The 17,875-nt window shown below is 61.6% G+C and carries 19 protein-coding genes and 1 tRNA gene; 10 read left to right on the top strand and 10 right to left on the bottom strand.

Annotated elements, in window-relative coordinates:
• The first annotated feature begins 66 nt into the window (after positions 1-66).
• On the top strand, positions 67-1,542 hold the full coding sequence (locus V2I08_RS14135) for a M48 family metalloprotease (RefSeq protein WP_310221538.1): 1,476 nt from the start codon (positions 67-69) through the stop codon (positions 1,540-1,542).
• A 70-nt stretch (positions 1,543-1,612) separates the two neighbouring features.
• Here the strand turns inward: V2I08_RS14135 and V2I08_RS14140 are convergent, their stop codons facing one another.
• Both V2I08_RS14140 and V2I08_RS14145 read right to left on the bottom strand, forming a co-directional pair.
• A complete protein-coding gene (locus V2I08_RS14140) occupies positions 1,613-1,771 on the bottom strand; it encodes a Flp family type IVb pilin (protein WP_349635694.1) in 159 nt (52 codons plus the stop codon).
• 136 nt (positions 1,772-1,907) lie between these two features.
• Positions 1,908-2,093, bottom strand: a complete 186-nt coding sequence (locus V2I08_RS14145) for a Flp family type IVb pilin (protein WP_349635695.1) — start codon at positions 2,091-2,093, stop codon at positions 1,908-1,910.
• A gap of 87 nt (positions 2,094-2,180) precedes the next feature.
• On the opposite strand from V2I08_RS14145, the gene V2I08_RS14150 reads away from it, so the two are divergent.
• Entirely contained in the window at positions 2,181-2,582 is a 402-nt protein-coding gene (locus tag V2I08_RS14150; RefSeq protein ID WP_349635696.1) for a (deoxy)nucleoside triphosphate pyrophosphohydrolase, read from the top strand.
• 35 nt (positions 2,583-2,617) lie between these two features.
• On the opposite strand, the gene bfr is transcribed toward V2I08_RS14150, so the two are convergent.
• The 3 genes from bfr to V2I08_RS14165 form a co-directional block, all read right to left on the bottom strand.
• The gene (gene bfr / locus V2I08_RS14155) at positions 2,618-3,097 is read right to left on the bottom strand and encodes a bacterioferritin (RefSeq protein ID WP_349635697.1); all 480 of its coding nucleotides are present in this window, start codon (positions 3,095-3,097) and stop codon (positions 2,618-2,620) included.
• A gap of 147 nt (positions 3,098-3,244) precedes the next feature.
• A complete protein-coding gene (locus V2I08_RS14160) occupies positions 3,245-3,415 on the bottom strand; it encodes a (2Fe-2S)-binding protein (RefSeq protein WP_310221528.1) in 171 nt (56 codons plus the stop codon).
• 100 nt (positions 3,416-3,515) lie between these two features.
• Positions 3,516-4,739: a DUF418 domain-containing protein gene (locus V2I08_RS14165; RefSeq protein ID WP_349635698.1), complete on the bottom strand. Its 1,224-nt coding sequence runs from the start codon at positions 4,737-4,739 to the stop codon at positions 3,516-3,518.
• Positions 4,740-4,801: 62 nt separating this feature from the next.
• Here V2I08_RS14165 and V2I08_RS14170 point away from each other — a divergent pair, with 62 nt between their 5' ends.
• From V2I08_RS14170 to V2I08_RS14180, 3 genes are read left to right on the top strand one after another with little or no spacing between them, the layout of a single operon-like run.
• Complete coding sequence (locus tag V2I08_RS14170; RefSeq protein WP_349635699.1) at positions 4,802-5,608, top strand: methyltransferase domain-containing protein; 807 nt, start codon at positions 4,802-4,804, stop codon at positions 5,606-5,608.
• A gap of 47 nt (positions 5,609-5,655) precedes the next feature.
• Complete coding sequence (hemB, locus tag V2I08_RS14175) at positions 5,656-6,651, top strand: porphobilinogen synthase (RefSeq protein WP_349635700.1); 996 nt, start codon at positions 5,656-5,658, stop codon at positions 6,649-6,651.
• A 1-nt stretch (position 6,652) separates the two neighbouring features.
• Complete coding sequence (locus V2I08_RS14180; RefSeq protein ID WP_349635701.1) at positions 6,653-7,228, top strand: gamma carbonic anhydrase family protein; 576 nt, start codon at positions 6,653-6,655, stop codon at positions 7,226-7,228.
• Positions 7,229-7,235: 7 nt separating this feature from the next.
• On the opposite strand, the gene V2I08_RS14185 is transcribed toward V2I08_RS14180, so the two are convergent.
• The 5 genes from V2I08_RS14185 to zwf form a co-directional block, all read right to left on the bottom strand.
• Complete coding sequence (locus V2I08_RS14185; protein ID WP_349635702.1) at positions 7,236-7,748, bottom strand: hypothetical protein; 513 nt, start codon at positions 7,746-7,748, stop codon at positions 7,236-7,238.
• A 40-nt stretch (positions 7,749-7,788) separates the two neighbouring features.
• On the bottom strand, positions 7,789-8,409 hold the full coding sequence (gene eda / locus V2I08_RS14190) for a bifunctional 4-hydroxy-2-oxoglutarate aldolase/2-dehydro-3-deoxy-phosphogluconate aldolase (protein WP_349635703.1): 621 nt from the start codon (positions 8,407-8,409) through the stop codon (positions 7,789-7,791).
• Complete coding sequence (gene glk / locus V2I08_RS14195; RefSeq protein WP_349635704.1) at positions 8,406-9,386, bottom strand: glucokinase; 981 nt, start codon at positions 9,384-9,386, stop codon at positions 8,406-8,408. Before glk ends, eda begins: the two co-directional genes overlap by 4 nt.
• 128 nt (positions 9,387-9,514) lie before the next feature.
• Positions 9,515-11,341 (bottom strand): phosphogluconate dehydratase, encoded by a 1,827-nt coding sequence (gene edd, locus V2I08_RS14200; protein ID WP_349635705.1) that lies wholly within the window; start codon positions 11,339-11,341, stop codon positions 9,515-9,517.
• On the bottom strand, positions 11,334-12,797 hold the full coding sequence (zwf, locus tag V2I08_RS14205; RefSeq protein ID WP_349635706.1) for a glucose-6-phosphate dehydrogenase: 1,464 nt from the start codon (positions 12,795-12,797) through the stop codon (positions 11,334-11,336). The genes edd and zwf overlap by 8 nt, the downstream gene beginning before the upstream one ends.
• Before the next feature lie 359 nt (positions 12,798-13,156).
• Here zwf and V2I08_RS14210 point away from each other — a divergent pair, with 359 nt between their 5' ends.
• From V2I08_RS14210 to V2I08_RS14230, 5 genes are all read left to right on the top strand, one after another.
• Positions 13,157-14,431, top strand: a complete 1,275-nt coding sequence (locus tag V2I08_RS14210; protein ID WP_349635707.1) for a site-specific integrase — start codon at positions 13,157-13,159, stop codon at positions 14,429-14,431.
• Positions 14,432-14,508: 77 nt separating this feature from the next.
• Positions 14,509-14,593, top strand: a tRNA-Leu gene (locus V2I08_RS14215).
• A 346-nt stretch (positions 14,594-14,939) separates the two neighbouring features.
• Entirely contained in the window at positions 14,940-15,707 is a 768-nt protein-coding gene (locus V2I08_RS14220; protein ID WP_349635708.1) for a hypothetical protein, read from the top strand.
• A 630-nt stretch (positions 15,708-16,337) separates the two neighbouring features.
• The gene (locus tag V2I08_RS14225) at positions 16,338-16,541 is read left to right on the top strand and encodes a hypothetical protein (RefSeq protein ID WP_349635709.1); all 204 of its coding nucleotides are present in this window, start codon (positions 16,338-16,340) and stop codon (positions 16,539-16,541) included.
• 123 nt (positions 16,542-16,664) lie between these two features.
• Entirely contained in the window at positions 16,665-17,714 is a 1,050-nt protein-coding gene (locus tag V2I08_RS14230) for a hypothetical protein (RefSeq protein WP_349635710.1), read from the top strand.
• The last annotated feature ends 161 nt before the right edge of the window (positions 17,715-17,875 follow it).

A 17,875-nucleotide genomic window follows, 5' to 3' on the forward strand; every position in this document is an offset into this window, starting at 1 on the left:
TTTTTGGAACAGCGCACCCCTCTTTCTCGTTACGTGTCAGTAATGGGAATGGGATGGGATAAAGTGATGAACCGGAAGATGATGTTGGCCTGCTCGGCAACGGCCTTGGTCGTGGCCGCAAGTGCCCCTGCCGTGATCGGACAGCAGCGGGCGATCCGCACTGTCAGCTCGATCAGTGCGCAGGATAAGGCAACCGGCGCGAAGCAGCATCCGGAACTGCTCAAGGAATTTGGCGGCACTTATAGCGGCCCGCAGGCCAAATATGTGGAGAGTGTCGGACGGCGGATCGCGGTGCAATCTGGGCTGTCCAATGCGCAGAGCGATTTCACCGTCACCTTGTTGAATTCGCCGGTCAATAATGCCTTCGCGATTCCGGGGGGCTATGTCTACGTGACCCGCCAGTTGATGGCGCTGATGAATGACGAGGCGGAACTGGCGGGTGTGCTGGGACATGAAGTCGGCCATGTCGCCGCCCAGCATGGCCAGCGGCGGCAGAAGACGGCGCAGCGCAATGCAATCGGCGGTGCCCTGTTGGGGGCCTTGGCGGGCGCATTTCTGGGTGATTCGGGTGTCGGCAGTCTGATCCAGAAGGGCATCGGCACCGGCAGTCAGTTGCTGACGCTCAAATTCTCGCGCAGCCAGGAATATGAGGCGGATGATCTGGGCATCCGCTATCTTGCATCGGGCGGCTATGATCCCCGCGCCCTGTCCGATATGCTGGCCTCCCTTGCTGCACAGAGCAGTCTCGACGCACGGCTGGCAGGCAGCGCCCGGTCAATGCCCGAATGGGCCAGCACCCATCCCGATCCCGCCTCGCGCGTCAATCGCGCGGCACGTGGGGCAGCAGGAAGCGGATCATCCGCTACCGTGCGCAACCGCGATGCCTTTCTCAGTGCGCTTGACGGTGTTCTGTACGGGGATGATCCCAAGCAAGGCGTGATCGAAGGTGCCCGCTTCCGCCATCCCGATCTGCGCTTGAGTTTCACCGCACCCAATGGATTCGGGATGGAGAATGGCACGGATGCGGTGTCGATCACGGGGTCGGGTGGACAGGCCCAATTTGGTGCTGCGCCCTATTCCGGCGATCTGGCACGCTATGTTGACAGCGTTTTTGCGCAGTTGGGCGGTGGGCAGGGTGGCGTCCCGGCAGGAACCGTCAGCCGCACGACCGTCAATGGCCTTCCCGCCGCATGGCGCACCGTGCGGGCCACCAGCCAGTCGACACAGGTAGATGCCACCGTCTTTGCCTATGATTTTGGGGACGGCAAAGCCTATCATTTCCTGTTGCTGACGCCTGCCGGCCAAGGGGTGGGGCCGTTCAATGCGATGGTCCAGTCCATGCAACGGCTGTCCGCGCAGGAATCGGCCGCAATCAAGCCGCGTCGGGTCGATATCGTGACTGTAAAATCGGGCGACACCGTCCAGTCGCTGAGCCAGCGGATGGCCTATCCCGACTATAAGCTGGAACGGTTTCTGACGATCAATGCGCTGACGGCAAATGCTTCGTTGCGCGCCGGGCAGAAGGTAAAGATCGTAATTTGATCGCGGGCAAGGCAAAGAAATGGGGCGGCGGACTTTCGCCCGCCGCCCCATTTTTCAACGTTTCAAGCTATTAGAGCTTGTTGGAAACGTTGTTGAAGGTGTTGGTCAGATTGCTGCCAAGCGTGGTCATGGCAGTGATCGCAGCGACGGCGATGAGAGCGGCGATCAGGCCATACTCGATCGCGGTGGCACCCTTTTCGTTCTTCAACATCTTACGGATGAACTGCATTTTAGGTCTCCTGGTTTGAAACTATCTCTAACTACCCGGCCGCCCCGCCTTGGAAGTTCGTGGTCAGCAAGATTTTCTCTAGAGAAGATGGGTTGATGAATGTTTAATGCGGCAAAAAACTGTCAAAGGGAGATGGTTAAATCGACGTTACTTCAGTGGATACATTGTTCCACATATTGGTCGTCTTGTTGGCAACATTGGTAAGAGCCGTAATCATGGCAAGAACGATGAGCGCAATAATGAGCCCATATTCGACTGCCGTGGCCCCGCGCTCGCAGTGCAGCACGCTCAGGCGTTTGATCATTTTACTCAGCCCGCGCATATGGCCCCCACTTCGCTACAGACAGTCCGGTACAGCCATGTAAAGCATGCGTAGTTAACAAAGCCCTTTTGCTGGACCGATCTGACTATGATTTCCCCTCTGTTCGTTGTCGCGGTTGCCCTGATCGACGCAGACGGCCGCGTGTTGCTGCAACAACGGCCGCCGGGGAAGGCGATGGCGGATCTGTGGGAATTTCCGGGCGGGAAGGTCGAGGCGGGCGAAACGCCTGAAGCCGCATTAGTCCGCGAATTGGAAGAGGAACTGGGTATCCACACCCATGCCAGTTGCCTGGCGCCTGCGACATTCGCCAGCGAACCGCTGGGCGACCGGCATTTGCTGCTGCTGCTCTATGTCTGTCGTAAATGGGAGGGGGTGCCGCACCCCAACCACGCCACGGCGCTCAAATGGGTGCGGCCTGCGCAAATGTATGCGCTTCCCATGCCGCCAGCGGACCTGCCACTCATCGGAATATTGGAAGCCTTGCTGTAAAGCGATGGGCACCGATTATTCGATGCCCGCCACGATCAGTCTTCCTTGGCTTTGCTCTGAAGCTGGATGTAATTCTGGATGCCCATGCGTTCGATCATTTCGAACTGGGTTTCCAGCGTATCGACATGCTCTTCCTCGCTTTCGAGGATATATTGGAACAGGTCGCGGCTGACATAGTCACGAATCGTCTCGCAATAGGCAATGGCATCGCGCAGAACCGGCAATGCTTCATATTCCAGCTCAAGATCCGACTTGAGTATCTCTTCGACCGTTTCGCCGATCTTCAGGCGGCCCAGCAATTGGAAATTGGGTAAGCCATCAAGGAAGAGGATGCGCTCTGCCACCTTGTCGGCATGCTTCATCTCGTCGATCGATTCGGCATATTCGAATTTGGCGAGCTTATCGATGCCCCAATGGTTGAGCATCCGATAATGGAGGAAATATTGGTTGATCGCGGTCAGCTCGTTCTTGAGCACCTCGTTCAGATAATCAATGACTTTCGGGTCGCCTTTCATGGCGTTTACTCCGGCTGTTGGGGAATGCCAGAGCTATAGGCTTTGAGCAGGCCGCTGTTAAGCCTTAAAACCCAATAAAATCAAGGTTTTTTGGGACGCTATTGCGTCAAGGTCGCGATTGTTTCGTGCGGATGATTTGCAATGCTATCAGGCCGAAGCCCGCTCTGCCGCAATGATGGTACGGGCGAATGGGACGCACTGACCGCATTTGGGCCGACGGCCAAAGCGCGCATAGGCACTGCACGGCGTATCCGCGCCTTCCCGCACGGCTTCCTTCAAATCTTTCTCACGAATGGCATTACAAATGCAGACGACCATCGAAGCACTCTCCTGATGCCCCGATGATAGCGTAGATGATAATAGGTCGCAATAGTAAAGCGGCAGCTTTTGCGACGCGATCGCATATCTGGCGATATCGCTAGGTTTGACCGATCCGTGCCAGGGTGCGCCAAAGCCGTTCGAGCGGTCCTTGGCCAAAATGCGCCGCCCACCAGGGCGACCACACAAGCATGACAAACCAACCCGCCAGCACAAAGGGCAGCAGCATCAGCGGCGCCATATGCGCAAACAGGCCCAGGCCCCAGCCGTAGAAAATGGCGGTCATTATCACGCTGGTGGCGAGATAATTGCTGAGTGTCAGGCGGCCGACGGCGGCGATTCGGGTAATGAGGCGATTATTGCGATGGCGGGCAAGCAGCCATAAAATCAGCGCAGCCCAACCGACCGTCAACGGAATGCGGAAAGGCAGGGACCAGGCCAGCGCGGTGCCATAGGTGGGAAGAGCCGCAAACCCACTCCACCAGACCCAGAATGCCAGACCAGCCATGGGGGGCAATCCGATCAAGAAACAATGGCGTGCGGTGCTGCGATATTGCGCCATGTCCCACTGTCCTGTGAGGAAACCGCCCTTGAGCATCGCCATGCCCAGCAGCATGAAGCCCAGCGTCTCAAAGCCTGTGAACAGGAAGCCCCAGAGCCAGTCAACGGGGATGGCGGCAATTTTATGGTGGAAGATGGCACCATAGCTGCTGCGATAGGTAGCGATTTCATTCTGGATGGCTGGACTGGCCGGGTCTGACAGGGCGGCTATGAAACGGGCATAATCGGTGCGGGTAGCGACGCTGGCATCGGGCGAGGCAGCAGCATGGCCCCAGAAATAAAGCGCCGCGATGAAGGCGCCTACCAACAGAAATTGAAGCAGGAAGCACAGGAAGGCGCGCTTGACGAGGCTGGGCGGGTCGAGCCGGACGAACAACAGCGCGAAGAGGCTGACGAGTGCATAGACACGCAGGATATCGCCCCACCACAGCAGCAGGAAATGCGCGGTTCCGATGATGAACAGCCAGCCGGCCCGCCGCATCTGCGCCCGCTTGCCGTCGCGTCCTGCCATCTCCTCGCGCTCGATCAGCAGGAGCATGGACGCGCCGAACAGCAGGGCAAAAAGGCCGCGCATTTTGCCGTCGACCAGGATCAGGCTGACGGCCCAAAAGCCGATATCGCCTGCGGAGAGCGGGCCGGCTGCCGCCGGATTGAAATAGGCGGTCTGGGGGAGGGCGAAGGCCGTGATGTTCATCCACAAAATGCCCATCACCGCGCAACCGCGCAGCACGTCCAGGGCAGGGATGCGGGGAGCGGCGGTCATGGGCGGCGATTTCCTCTTGGGGTGACTGGTCAAGCGGGGCAGGCTCTGCCATTCGCCTAGCCATGATTGATGCCCGCAAGCAACGGATAAGCGACGCATTCGGCGCAGCCGCGGCCTGTTATGAGGATCATGCCGGACCGCAACGGTTGGCGGCCAGGCTGGTCGCTGACCTGGCGCAGCGGCAAGCACCGCATGGCGTGGAGCGCATTTTGGAGATTGGCTGTGGCACGGGCCTGCTGACCCGCGACGTGCAGGCGCGCTGGCCGGGTGCGGAAATGGTGGTCACCGACCTATCGCCCGCCATGCTGGCCAAGGCGGCGTCGGGCGGACTGGTGGCGGGCCGGTTCCTGACGATGGACGGCGAAGCGCCGATCTTCGACGGGCCATGGTTCGACCTTATCCTGTCCAGCCTGGCCTTCCAATGGTTCGACGATCTGCCACGCGCCATCGCACGTCTGGTGGACATACTTCGGCCAGGGGGTAGCCTGATCTTCTCGACCATGGGGCGAGGCAGTTTTGCCCAGTGGCGGGCAGCGCATGCCCATTGCGCGGTGGAGAGCGGTGTGCCGCATTATCCCTCCTTGGCGGACCTGCGGGCCATGCTGGCCGGGTTTGACGATGCCTTCGCTTTTGATGAAATGGTGGAACTCGACGGTGTCGGGGCAAGGGCTTTGCTGGCGCATCTCAGGGGCATTGGCGCTGTCGTACCTGCCGAGAATCGAACACCGTTGGATGCAGGTATGTTGCGGCGCGTGATGTCCGCCTATGATGCACGCGGAGGGCGCGACAGCTATGAATTATTGCTAGGCCGGGTGACGCGCTCCAGAGTCGGACCGCGGACCGACGGATTTTACCTATCACTCGGTTGAAGTTTGCATCCCTTGATCCGCTGTCGCCGCGCGCCTAGACCCGGCTTATGACCCATGCCCCTTATCCGGCGCTGCGCCTGCGCCGCACCCGTGCTTCGGCCTGGAGCCGGGCGATGTTCGCCGAAAACCGCCTGTCGCCCAGCGATTTCATCTGGCCGCTGTTCGTGACGGAGGGGCAGCAGGTCGAAGAACCGATCGCCGCACTGCCCGGCGTGTCGCGCTGGTCAGTGGACGGCATCGTCGATCGCGCCCGCAACGCGCGCGACGCGGGCATTCCCTGCCTTGCGCTGTTCCCCAACACCCAGCCCGACCGGCGCAGCGATGACGGGGCCGAAGCGCTCAATCCCGACAATCTGATGTGTCGCGCCATCCGTGCGATCAAGGATGCGGTGCCCGACATCGGCATCCTGACCGACGTGGCGCTCGATCCCTATACCGCCCATGGCCAGGACGGGCTGCTCGACGGCACCGGCTATGTCGTCAACGACGCCACTGTCGATGTGCTGATCGGCCAGTCGCTCAACCAGGCGGCGGCGGGCGCGGACATCATCGCGCCGAGCGACATGATGGACGGCCGGGTCGGCGCGATCCGCGCGGCGCTGGAAGAAAGCGGCCACGCCAATGTCCAGATCATGGCCTATGCCGCCAAATATGCGAGCGCTTTTTATGGCCCTTTCCGCGACGCGGTGGGGTCGCGGGGGCTGCTCAAGGGCGACAAGAAAAATTACCAGATGGACCCGGCCAACAGCGAGGAAGCCTTGCGCGAAGTCGCGCTCGACCTCGCCGAAGGCGCGGACAGTGTGATGGTCAAGCCCGGCCTACCCTATCTCGATATCGTTCGGCGGGTCAAAGAGCGCTTCGAAGTGCCAGTGTTCGCCTATCAGGTGTCGGGCGAATATGCGATGATCGAACATGCCGCGGCTGCGGGCGCGGGAGACCGCGACGCACTGATCCTCGAAACGTTGCTGGCGTTCAAGCGAGCAGGCTGTTCGGGCGTGCTGACCTATCATGCGCTGCACGCCGCGCGGCTGCTGGGAGCATAAGATGAGCCACTATCCCGATGTCACGATCATTCCGTTCAACGGTAAGGCACCGCTGATCCACCCCAGCGCCTTCATCGCGCCGGGATGCCGCATCATCGGCGATGTCGAGATCGGCGAGGACGCCAGCATCTGGTATAATTGCGTCGTCCGCGCCGACGTGAACCGGATACGCATCGGCGCGCGCAGCAATGTGCAGGACGGCACGGTGATCCATTGCGACAGCCCCGGCGACGGCATCAGCCGCCCGACCGAAGGCTGGCCGACGATCATCGGCCAAGACGTGCTGATCGGCCATATGGCGATGGTGCACGGCTGCACCTTGCAGGATCGCTCCTTCGTCGGGCTGGGCGCGATCGTCATGGATGGTTGTGTGGTCGAAAGCGACGGGATGCTGGCGGCGGGTGCGTTGCTGTCGCCGGGTAAGACGCTGCCCCATCGCCAGCTATGGGCCGGGCGTCCGGCCAAATATATGCGCGACCTGTCGGACGATGCGCTGGTCCAGTTACGCAGCGGGGCGGACCGCTATGTTCATTATGCCAAGGCGCATAAGGGCGCGGTGAAGGACGCGCTAAGCTGAACGCCGCTTATGGTTGCGCGAGGCGACCCTTCATCGCGTCGATCCGATCATTCTGGCTGTCGACCATCGCCAGCGTCGCGGCGCGGGCGGTGTCGATTTCCGCCAGGCCACCCCGTTCCCGGCCATCGGCAATAGCGTTGCTGCGCTGGACGTAGAGGGTGTCGAGGCTTGCGAGCGCTGACACGCTGTCATTCCGCGCCGCTTCAAGCGCGCTGATCGCGACTTGCGCTGCGACCCATGCGTCGCTCGATACGGCCGCACCCGATGCCGTTTTTGCCGCCCGATCGGCCCGGACAAAGGCGTCGTTAAATGCGCTGCGTCCCTTGTCCGCCTGCGCCACATAGCGGGCGATTTCCGCCGTCAGCGGTGCATCGGCCGCGATCGGGGCAGGGGACGGCGCGATCTCCGCCATCGGCGCGCCCTCCACCGCCCGTTTGGCAAGCGAGGGATAGGTCTGCTGCGATCCGGCACAGCCGGACAGCAACAGGGCAAGCGTGGCAAGAAGGCGGCGCGGGTTCATGGCATCCATCTAGGCAGGCGGGCGGGCAGGCGCAATGGCGTCAGCGGGGAAGCGCAGCGGCTTCCTGCGCCAAGGCTTCGATCTTCGCGCCATCGACCGGCCCCTTCGGCACGACCCAGCTCCCGCCGACGCATTTGACGAAGGGTTGGGCGAGCCATTCGGGCGCGGATTTGGCGGTGATGCCGCCGGTCGGGCAGAAACGCGCCATGTGCAACGGCGCGGCCAAGGCCTTGAGCGCGGGCAGGCCACCGGAGGTTTCGGCGGGGAAGAATTTGAAATGGGTCAGCCCCATGTCCAGCCCCCGCATGATGTCGCCCGCCGTTGCCGTGCCGGGCAGGAAGGGAATCTTCGCCGCGATCGCTGCCTTGCCCAAGGGCTTGGTGAGGCCGGGGCTGACGATGAAGCGCGCGCCCGCTTCCATCGCGGCATCGAGATCGGCGGGGTTCAGCACCGTACCAGCGCCGACGATCGCACCCTCGACCTTGCTCATTTCCCGAATGACATCCAGCGCGGCGGGGGTGCGCAGCGTCACTTCCAGCGCGGGCAGACCGCCCGCGACCAGCGCACGCGCAATCGTGAGCGCATCTTCCACCCGATCGACCACCAGCACCGGAATGACCGGGGCGAGTTCCATCACCTGTTCGACGGTCAGCTTGCTCATTTCTTCATCTCCCTAAAGGCGGCGGCGGCCCCGAACAGGCCGATTTCATCATGGACGGCCAGGCGGATCGGCACGCTCGCCATCAGGCTTTCGAACCGGCCCTTGGCCTTGAAACGGGTATGGAAACCACTGTGCGGCAGGAAGTCGCGCATCCGCTGCGTCAGCCCGCCCGCCAGCACGACGGCATGGGGTCCGTGCGCCAGCGCCAGATCGCCGGCGACCGACCCATAGCAGAGGCAAAAGCGTTCAAGCGCGGCGCGGGCGAAAGGGTCGGTTCCATCGAGCGCACTCTGCCACAATTCGGGGTCTTCCATCAGCATGACGCGATCATGGCCGATCGTCGCCATCGCCTTGTAGATATAATTGAGGCCCGGCCCCGACACGATCCGTTCGGTCGAGACGCGCAGGAATTTGTCGCGCAGATAGGAGAGGATTTTCTCCTCCATATGATCGAGCGGCGCGAAGTCGAGATGCCCGCCTTCAGTCGCGATGACATGGGGATGCCCCTCATCATAGGCGATCATCGCGACGCCAAGGCCCGTGCCGGGGCCAAGGATCGTCACCCCGCCATCGCGCGGAAAGGGCCGGTCCTCGCCGAACAGCAGCGGCAGATTTTCGTCGGGCAGACGGGACACGGCATGGGCCACCGCCTCGAAATCATTGACCAGCCGCACATGGCTTACGCCCAGATCTTCGGCCAGCGTGTCGGCGCGGATCACCCAATTGCTGTTGGTGAGTTTGATCACATCACGCCCGATCGCGGTGGCAAAGGCGATGGCGGCGGCATCGGGCAGCGGCGTGGGGTCGGCCGCCGTCTCGTCATCGACAAAAGCCTGCCAGCAGGATTGCAGGCTGGGATAGTCGGCCACCTTATATTTGCGCACGGTGCCCAGCGTCGGCACGCCGCGCTCGTCCAGCGATGCGCGGGCAAAGCGCGCATTGGTGCCGCCAATGTCGGCGGCGATGATGTCGGTCATGGTCAGGCCCCTCAAACATATTTTGGCCGTCATTCCCGCGACGGCGGGGTTCCATCTCCGGCTATGGCCTTGGCGGCAACGCTGGGAGATGGGTTCCCGCCGTCGCGGGAATGACGGCGGTTAGTGGGTCAAAGCTCGGCTTCCATCGCTGCCAGCAGCGGCGAAGCGCCCGCTTCGGCCAGATCGCTATGATGACGGAACAGGGCGAACAGCTCCCGGCCCGTATCATAGGGGGCAGGCGGGGCAGGCGGGGTGTCCCGCGCCTCCCATTCCGCCGGATCGACCAGCGCCTCGATCAGGCCGCGGGCGGCACAGACCCGCACCAAGTCGCCATCGCGCAGCTTGGCGATGGCACCGCCGCCCAGGGCTTCGGGCGACAGATGGATGGCAGCGGGCACCTTGCCGGACGCGCCGGACATGCGCCCATCGGTCACCAGCGCAACCTTGAACCCGCGATCCTGCAAAACGCCCAGCGCCGGAGTCAGTTTGTGCAACTCAGGCATGCCGTTCGCCTTTGGCCCCTGGAAGCGGACGACGACGACGACATCCCGCTCCAGCTCGCCCGCCTTGAACGCGCGCAGCACGTCATCCTGTGTATGGAAAACGGCGGCCGGGGCCTCGATCGTCCATAGCACCGGATCGACCGCGCTGACCTTCATGATGCAGCGGCCAAGATTGCCCGCCAGCAGGCGCATGCCGCCATCCGCGCTGAACGGATTGGACACGGGCCGCAGCATATTCTCGTCGCGCGATACGGGCACGTCGCGCCATTGCAGCGCTTCGTCTTCCAGCACAGGCTCCTTGCCATAATCGGTCAGGTCGCCACGCGCGACCGTCAGGATATCGCGGTGGAGCAGCCCATTGTCGAGCAGTTCGCGGATGATGAAGCTCATGCCGCCTGCCGCATGAAAATGGTTCACATCGCCCGATCCATTGGGATAAACCCGCGCCAGCAGCGGCACGACGTCGGATATTTCCGCAAAATCGGTCCAGTCGATACTGATGCCCGCGGCCCGCGCGATCGCGGGCAAATGGATCGCATGATTGGTCGAGCCACCCGTCGCCATCAGTCCGATGATGGCATTGACGATCGCCTTTTCATCGACGCAATGGCCGAGCGGGCGATAATCGTCGCCGTCCCAGCCAATCGACGTCAGCCGATGCGTCGCCGCGCGGGTCAGTTCGCTCCGCAGCTTGGTGCCTGGATTGACGAAGGAGGCGCAGGGCATGTGCAGGCCCATCACTTCCATCATCATCTGGTTGCTATTGGCCGTGCCGTAGAAAGTGCAGGTGCCCGCGCCATGATAGCTGGCACTTTCCGATTCCAGTAATTCGTCGCGGCCGACTTTCCCTTCGGCATACAACTGCCGGATGCGGACCTTTTCCTTGTTGGCGAGGCCAGACGGCATCGGCCCGGCCGGGATGAGGATGGTCGGCAGATGGCCAAAGCGCAGCGCGCCCATCAACAGGCCCGGCACGATCTTGTCGCAAATGCCGAGCAGCGCGACGCCCTCGAACATCGCATGGCTAAGCGCTACGGCAGTCGATAGCGCGATGGTGTCGCGGCTGAACAGCGACAATTCCATGCCCGACTGGCCCTGCGTCACGCCGTCGCACATGGCGGGCACGCCGCCTGCGACCTGCGCCGTGGCGCCCACTTCGCGCGCGGCGATCTTGATCTGTTCGGGGTAGCGGCCATAGGGCTGATGCGCCGACAGCATGTCGTTATAGGCAGTGACGATGCCGATATTCATCGCCTGGCCGGTGCGGATCGCCGGCTTGTCCTCACCGCTGGCGGCAAAGCCATGCGCCAGATTGCCGCAGGACAGTTGATCGCGATTGGTGCCCGCTTCGCGGCCGCGCTCGATCAGGTCGAGATAGGCGCGGCGACGCTTGGCACTGCGCGCGACGATACGATCGGTCACCTTGGCGATTACGGGGTGCAGTTCACTCATGCCAGCTTGCTCCGTCACGTTCGATAAGGGCAATGGCCGATGACGGCCCCCAGTTCCCCGATGAATAGGCGGCGGGCTTCATATTGGCGTCCTTCCACCCGTCGATGATCGAATCGATCCAGGTCCATTGCGCTTCCACCTCGTCGCGGCGCACGAACAGCGTCTGGTCCCCCGCCAGCAGGTCCAGGATCAGCCGTTCATAGGCGATCCGGCGACGTTGCCCGGCAAAGGCGGCGGTCAGCGATACATCCAGCGTCACTTCGTCCAGCAACACCTGCCGCTCCAGCCCCGGCCGTTTCGACATGATGAGCAGGCGGATATATTCCTCCGGCTGCAAACGGATGACCAACGTATTGGGCTCCAGCCCGGAACCATGGCCATCCCGCCCGAAGATGGAATGGCGCACCGGCTTGAACTGGATCATGATCTCCGACTGGCGCGCTGGCATTCGCTTGCCCGTGCGCAGGTAGAAGGGCACGCCCTGCCAGCGCCAATTGTCGATATGCGCCTTCAATGCCACGAAAGTTTCGGTATCCGAAGGCTTTCCCAGTTCGTCGGCATAGCCGGTCACGATCTGGCCGCCGACTGCGCCCGGCGTATATTGACCGCGCACGCTGTGCGTCTTGACCGTCTCCGCCGTCATCGGCCGCAACGACCGCAGCGCCTTCACCTTCTCGTCGCGCACGGCAGTCGGGTCCATGCGGGCGGGCGGCTCCATCGCGATGATAGACAGGATTTGCAGCATGTGATTCTGCACCATGTCGCGCAGCGCGCCGACCCCGTCATAATAGGATACGCGGCCTTCCAGCCCCACGGTTTCGCCCACGGTGATCTGGACATGGTCGATCGCGGTGGCGTTCCACAGCGGCTCGAACATGACATTGCCGAAACGCAGCGCCAGTAAATTCTGCACCGTTTCCTTGCCCAGATAATGGTCGACGCGGAAAATCTGCTCTTCCGCGAACATCGCGCCGATGCCGTCATTGACCTCTTTGGAGGAGGCCAGATCCTTGCCGATCGGCTTTTCCATCGCGATCCGCGTCAGCGGCGTGATGAGGCCCGCTTCGGCCAGCCCTTGCGCGGTGGGCGCGAACAGGGACGGGGGGGTGGAAAGATAGACCGACAGGCCGCGCTCCAACCGCCCGTCGATCCGCTCGGCCAGCGCGGTGAACTGTTCCGCCTTTCCGGCCTCGACAGGCTGATAGACGATCATCCGGCCGAATGTCGCCGCGGTATCGGCGTCATAGCGATCAGCCGCCAGGAACTGGCGCAATGCGGCATCGACATCGCCCCGAAAATCCTCGTCGCTTATCGGTGAGCGTGCCGACGCGACGATCAGAAAATCGTCGGGCAGCAGGCCATCCGCCAACAGATTGTAAAGCGAGGGGAAGATCATGCGGCGCGCCAGATCGCCGGTGGCGCCAAATAACAGGAACGTGGCAGACGATTCGGTCAAAGGATGGTCCCTTCTCCGTTGAAATTATCTATGTCTGCACGAAGCTGGTCTTATAACGCGGGCGGATCATAGCGCAAGTCAGGCTATCGCCCCTTTGCCCGCATCGCAACAGATGCCGAAAACCGTCGCCAATTGATGTTGGCGATGGATAAAGCCATTTTCGGCTGGACGCCCGCGTCGGATTTTGCCATTTGGCCTCTCCCAGCCGTGCGGGCGTGGTGAAACTGGTAGACGCGCCGGACTCAAAATCGGGTTAGTGCTGAAAAACAAAGCAAAAATAGCAATTAATTCAATGACTTTGACAAAGTCAGCCGCGCCAGTTATCCTTACACATGTCTTACACACTTCGGAGGTGGGACATGCCCGTGGAAACGCACAGTTTGATGGATGGCAAGCTTCACGTTTATCGACGTGAAGGCAGCCGCTTTTGGCAATGCTCCACCTATATGGGCAGCCGCAATCATCGACAGACGACCAAGGAAGAAAGCTTGGTACTGGCCAAGCAGTTTGCCCATGACTGGTATCTGGAACGCTATGTCGAAGAACGACGCCGCAGGCGCGGCGGAGAATCGCTATTGCTGGACAGGCCTGTCCAGCAACCTGTCGTCGGCACCGACGCGCCGCCTGTAAGGCGGCGAACGCGAACGCCATCTACGCCGACATTCCGTCAGGCGACCGAGGCGTTCCTTGCTGAATATGAAATCATCACGCAGGGTGAACGCAACGTCGATTACGTCGCGCAGAAGTCGGATCATATCCGGGTACATCTTCTGCCATTCTTTGCCGACCGTCCGGTATCCGAAATCACGGCGGGGCTGGTGCAGGAATACCGGGTCCATCGGCAGACCTCTCGCCTTGATCCAAAAACAGGGAAGCCCAAGCGGCCCGCGCGCGCCACGCTTCATGGCGAGATCGTCACGCTGCGGCAGGTGCTAAAGACGGCGAATCGCAAGGGATGGATCACCGCGTTGCCGGATATGTCTGCCCCCTATAAAAGTTCGGGTAAGGTCGAGCATCGCGCGTGGTTTTCGCCGGACGAGTATAAGATGCTTTATGAGGCAACGCGGGAGCGGGCGAAGAATCCGCCCAAGGAGCGTTGGCGCGAAGTCTGCGAGACATTCCACGACTACGTGCTTTTTATGGGCAATACCGGCCTCCGTCCCGATGAGTCTGCCCGGCTGGAACTGCGGGACGTGACAGTTGTGAAAGACGAATCCACCGGTGAGCGCATTCTTGAGATAGAGGTGCGCGGCAAACGCGGGGTGGGCTATTGCAAATCCATGCCGGGTGCCGTTTTGCCGTTCGAGCGGGTACGCAAGCGCAAGCAGTTGAAGCCGACCGAACGGATTTTCGGGAAGACTCCCCGCGAATTGATGAACACGGTACTGGACGAGTTGAACCTCAAGTTCGACCGGGATGGCCATATCCGCACCTGCTACAGCCTGCGCCACACCTATATCTGCCTTCGCCTATTGGAAAACGCCGACATTTATCAGGTCGCAAAAAACTGCCGCACCAGCGTTGAGATGATCGAAAAGTTCTACGGACGGCACCTGAAAAACAACATCGACGCCGCAGCCATCAACGTCCGGCGACCAAAGCCCAAGCAAACCGGGCGTCGTAAAGCGAAGTGATTGCTCCCCATTTTCATGGATTTTCGGTGTCATTCTTGTTGCACCTTGCGAAGCAACCGCTATAGGCTTCCTCCGTCGCGGGCGTGGTGAAACTGGTAGACGCGCTGGATTCAAAATCCAGTTCCGCAAGGAGTGTCGGTTCGATTCCGACCGCCCGCACCATCCAATTCTTGCATGATCGTCATACCTGCACAGGGGCGAGGTCGTGCATCAGGCGGAAAATTGGCAACCATACGGCTTGCCTTTCCGCTGCGCGAAATGCCGAAGATACCGCAGGCATGGTGGCCATAAGCGACCCGAACGGGACGCGGCCATCGCCAGATAACGTTCACTCTCTTGCCGATAGATTCAGATCATGGCATATACGTCGAAGGCCAAAGACGGTGGCCTTCCGCCTGCTGTAGCAAAGTCGTCACCGACACCGTTATGTTGATCGACCATCCCGTACTTTGACGGCATGGGCCAACGGTAGCAGGCGACGTTATCCCGATGCCGTAGGAGCACGGAAATGGCATCGCAGAACCTTTCATTCGACAATATGAAGCGTCGGGCAAAACAGGTCGCCCGTGAGCAAGGGTGCAAGTTGCACATCGCTCTTGACCTAGTCGCCGCCAAAAGAGGCTTCGCCAACTTCAAGGACGCAGTCCACAAGGCTGCAAATCAGTCCGACCCCGTCGCCCCTTCATGTTCCGTTCTGTTGCGACAATGGTGGCGGAACTCTAAAACACGCGAATGCGGCACGGAGGTGCTGGTCGTTTCACTTGCTCAGCCAGCAACGCAGTTGCTCAAGCCGCATTACCTGCGTGGCTATTTCGGCGGCTGCCACGTAGCCGACGAAGGAACGATCAATCTTCATATTGGCGGCTATCTGGAAGATAATTTGGAATATGCCCAGCGCCGCCTGCGTAAAGCGGCACGCGCCCTGCAATTTATGGAAATCACCGGACTACGCCCGTCACGCTCGAATCGGTGCTATCCGCGAAGCGATTATGACAACAGGCCACCCGTCGCCGATCACGATCAACGCTGGTATCACCCTGCCACCAAGCAATTTGTGCTTTCCACGGAGCCATATCCGGGACGTGCAGATCGCCGGAAAAGCGAGATGGCGGAATGGTGCGCCAAGCATGAGTTTGAATATGTGCAGATCGACAGTCCCAGCATGTACGGCCACGGGACAGAACTCTATCTGACCTGCAAAGCCGGATCGTCGGTCAATATGCTTCAGATGGCGGCAGAGCTGGCCGCATCACCGCTTGCCTACGCGGATTCCTGACGAAGCAATCCTGCTATAGCTACGCCGGGGCCTCACCGCCTCTGGCGTAGCGCCGTCACCAATTGCGCCAATGCCGCTATCAGTTGGGCGATGCTGTTGATGGTAAGCAGGATGATCGTGGTAGTCATGGGTTCCTCCCCGGTTGCGCCCTGCGCGGGATTGCGCGTGGACGGGGGCCGAACCGCCGACCGGGCCAGCGCCACGGACACAGGCTGCCAGCCGCGCCAGCGGGCCGCAGCTTCACGAAGGAATCGAGGAGCCTTTTCCGGGGTGCGCGGTCGGCGATACCGCCCGCATCCCACGCCTTTCCCGAAGGGGTATGGCCGGAGGCCACCATGACGATCCTACCCCGCCTTTACTGAACCACGGCACGCCATGCGGATTGGCGAAGGTGACGGCTTTTCTGGCCACATGCGCCATGGCCGCGCCACCAACCTATCGGAGGGCTTCTTGTGGAGGAGCGATGCGGCAGTCCCGCCGCCGGTCAAGGCGCTCCCTTCCGCGCTGCGCTTGTGCAGGTTCGCCCCTGTCGGGCGCTGGCGCGACCTTGACCGGACGGCTCGATGGCCTGCCGCGAACGACTCCTACGAAGCCACCGGATAGGCCGGGGGCACAACCAAGGAGCCAGCCATGACCAACCAATCCACCACCCCAGCCAAACCGACCCACCGCCTTTTCCTCGTCACCGGCAAAGGCAAGACCGCCAATTGGACGCCCATCGGGGCCGCATGGCCCAACCGCGACGGCGAGGGCTTTTCGCTCCAGTACGACGCGCTGCCGCTCACGGGCCGCATCATCATGCGCGCGATCACCGAGCGCGCCAGCGCCGAATAGCGGCGATAGCGGCCCAGGGCATTCGCCTTGGGCCGTTAGGGATATATTAACCAATTTTTAGCGGTTTGCGGGGTATGATGGGGGAGTTTCACGCACGCGCAGAGGCGAACTATAGACGGCGATATGACAGTTTCAGGGCCGGGGCATCCGGCTTCGGATGACCCGCTCGCTAGCGAGCGCCTTGCCATGGTCGGGCAGTTGGTGGTCGCGCAATTCGATCTGGAAACGGCCATTGCCGCGTTGACGCGCAGCGGCGGCGATGCCGTCACCGCGCAGACCCAGCTCCAAAACATTACCCAACTGCGCCAGCAGATCGGCACCGCCAGCCCGACCGCGCTTGCCACCCTTCGCAGCGAGATTGTCGCCGCTGTCGCGCAAAGCCATAGTGCCGTGCAGGAAGCCCGCACCGCCGCCCACGGCACGGACGGCGAAGGCGCGGCACTGGCCAGCCTCGCCAGCCGGGCGCAATCGCAGGCGACCGCTTTCATGCGCGACCTGCACCAGTATGATGGCCTGCTGCAATTCGAGAACGACGCCGAGCGCGACGCCTACCGCCAGCGCGCGGAAGAACGGCGCAGGCAGCATGACGCCGGAATCGCCGAGGGCGGGCCGGAAGGCGCGCTCAAAGCCAGCGGCGCGGCTTATGGGCAGGCCGTGGACCTGGCCGTCCATGGCGGCAGCGGCGATCCCGCATTGATGCGCCGCGTGGACGAACTCGCCGCCAGCACCGCCGCCCTGCGCGCCGGGATGATCCGCGACGGCAAGGACGTGTCGAAGTTCGATGAGAATATGCGCGACGACCTTCGCGCCATCATGCGCTCCAAGGGCAAATCAGACGCCGAAATCGACGCCCTGCTGGCCGCGCATCCCGATAACCCGATGGATGCCATGAAGGCGTTTGTGCAGCAGGATCGTGCATCCTTCACTGACAGGGAATTGGATTCCATAAAGGCGAAGGTGGAACGAGGCGTTGATACCGCAACGGCATCTACGGAGCATGTTGTCGAGAGCCGGTTAGCATCGCCTGCAACATCGAATGCTATCGCCGATGTGGTCGCGAAACTACGCGCTTCTGGCGTCACGGATGCGGCCAAGGTCGCCGACGCCGCTCCCGCCCATGGGGTGACATTGCAAAACGCATCTGCCCCTGTCCCTGGAGTAGCGCACCACTAACCTATGGGGATCAGTTCTCCGCTAGCCGCACGGGCACCTAACATATGCCCAACCGCCCCGCATAAATCCTTGTCGGCTTCTTTTTGATCCAGGCACCGGTCGGCGATCGGCAGCAATGTCATCATGGCAGGCGCATCGGCTGGCAACGCCTCGCGCTTTAT

The organism is Sphingobium sp. MK2, assembly GCF_040170545.1.
Taxonomy (GTDB): domain Bacteria; phylum Pseudomonadota; class Alphaproteobacteria; order Sphingomonadales; family Sphingomonadaceae; genus Sphingobium.